2 protein-coding genes are annotated in these 2243 nt (G+C 60.3%); both read left to right on the top strand.

What is annotated here, in order from left to right; genetic code table 11:
- A partial coding sequence (locus tag IF809_RS38380; RefSeq protein WP_462840063.1) for an ABC transporter permease subunit occupies window positions 1-298 on the top strand: 298 nt, incomplete at its 5' end.
- The gene (locus IF809_RS38385) at window positions 295-2025 is read left to right on the top strand and encodes a dipeptide ABC transporter ATP-binding protein (protein ID WP_038936791.1); all 1731 of its coding nucleotides are present in this window, start codon (window positions 295-297) and stop codon (window positions 2023-2025) included. The genes IF809_RS38380 and IF809_RS38385, both read left to right, overlap by 4 nt.
- The last annotated feature ends 218 nt before the right edge of the window (window positions 2026-2243 follow it).

Raw genomic sequence — 2243 nt, forward strand, 5'->3', positions numbered from 1 at the left:
CAGGGGCATCCTGTTCAAGCATATCCTCCCCAACGCAATCAGCCCGCTTGCGACAATGTTCACGCTCGGTATCGGGCAAGCCATCATTTGGGCATCCGGCCTTTCGTTTCTCGGCTTGGGAGTTGCGCCCCCGTCATCGGAATGGGGCGCACTGCTCAATGCCGGGCGCAACTACGTAATCTATGCATGGTGGCTCGAGGTCATGCCCGGGATCGCCATCGCTACCTTCGCGCTCTCAGTGACTGTCATCGGCCAGTACGTGCAGCAACGCCTGGAAGGAAGGATCGAGCTTCCATGAACGTGACCTATCCCGCAGCTTCCTTCCGGCAAAATGCCACAAAGCCCCCGGCTAGCGACCCGTTGCTCACCGTACAAAACCTCAACGTTTCCTTCGGGCCGGCGCATTCGCGGCGAGCTGTGGTCAAGAGGGTCTCTTTCAGGGTTGAGGAAGGCCGGTGCGTCGCGATCGTCGGTGAATCGGGATCAGGCAAAAGCGTTACGGCCCGGACGCTGGTTGGTCTGACCGGGGCGCGATCTCATGTCCAAGCTGACCGCCTGACTTTTCAGGGGAAGAATATCGATCGACTCGGTGACAGGGAATGGAGAGCCTTGCGCGGCAAGCGCATTGGCTTTGTGTTACAGGACGCGCTGGTGTCGCTCGATCCGCTGAGACCGGTTGGCAAGGAGATCGGTGAAGCACTAAGTGTTCACCGTGCAATCAGGACACGCGCAGACTTGACGGAACGGGTAGTTGAGCTTCTGAATCTCGTGGGCGTGCCCGAGCCGGCGGTCAAGGCGCGGCAGCTTCCACATGAGCTTTCAGGCGGGCAACGGCAAAGAGCCTTGATTGCGACGGCAATCGCACTCGATCCAGCTCTTTTGATCGCAGATGAGCCCACGACGGCGCTGGACGTTACGATCCAGGCGCAAATCCTGGATCTGCTCAGCGAAACCCGCCAACGCGGCAAGGCCATGATTCTCATCAGCCACAATCTTGCCGTGGTATCGCAGATGGCCGACGAGGTTATTGTGATGCGACACGGCGAAATCATCGAGCATGGCTCATCAGAACAGATCTTTGGCGATCCGAGACATGATTATACGCGGGGCCTTCTCAAGGCGATCCCATCCGTCCGGTCACGCGGGAGCCGTCTTTCGTCCTCGACGGCGCCGCGCTTCATCTCGGCTGAAGGAGAAGAGACCAGAGCGCTGACCCAATCGAGTATCGCACAGTGCGGTCGACCCCTGCTTGAGGCGGAACGGCTCGTCAAGCGCTTTCGCGGACCGGATGGCAAGCTGCGTACCGTCGTCAATGACGTCTCGTTTCGCCTCGGCCATGGAGAGACGCTAGGCATCGTCGGCGAGTCAGGGTCCGGGAAGACGACCGTGGCACGCATGGCGCTCGCGCTCGAAAGGCCGGACCAAGGAGAGGTGACACTCGAGGGTTCGCCGTGGACTACAGCGACTGAGAAAGAGCGCCGCCAGCGGCGATCGGATATCTCGGTCATCTACCAGGACCCACTAAGTTCATTCGATCCGCGTTGGACCATCGAGCGTGTCATTGATGATGCCTTGGCCAGACGTAGCGGACATCCCCTCGACAGAGCCAGTCGACAATCGGAGGTCAGCGAGCTGCTTGATCTCGTGGGTCTGTCACCAAACTTCAGGACCAGGCGTCCACTGGAACTGTCGGGCGGTCAACGCCAACGGGTTGCGATCGCGCGCGCAATTGCTCCGCGCCCCAAGATCATCGTGTGTGACGAGCCGGTCGCGGCACTTGACGTATCCATTCAGGCGCAAATTCTCGATCTGCTTGGAGATCTCAAGTCGCATTTGCGTGTCAGCTATCTATTCATCTCGCATGATCTCGGCGTCGTGCACCACCTCAGCGACCGCGTTCTTGTCATGCACCATGGCGTGGCCGTCGAAGCCGGTGGAGCGGACGACGTATTTTTACGGCCTCGGCAACCCTATACGAGGAAGCTGGTTGCGGCCGTGCCACAATTGCACTTCCAGGCGGCATAAATTTCAGAGGCCAGCCGCACATGTCGGCTCAGCGGGCGGGTGACTGCGCGGGCGAGTGCTGTGGAAGGCAGCAATGTCGGGCCGTGTCCATGCAGCATCCGCGCTGGCTGAAACCCCGTCCCCCTGTTCGGACCACGCAAATTGCCGCGCGGCGAACAGGATGGAAGTGGAGCGTCGACCATGATGAGAGGGCTACGCCGGGCTCGTGACGCAGGGAG

The sequence above is a fragment of the Bradyrhizobium sp. UFLA06-24 genome (assembly GCF_054967145.1).

Coding starts and splice junctions, on each gene's coding strand:
- IF809_RS38385 (WP_038936791.1), top strand. CDS start 295: ATGAACGTGACCTATCCCGCAGCTTCCTTCCGGCAAAATGCCACAAAG.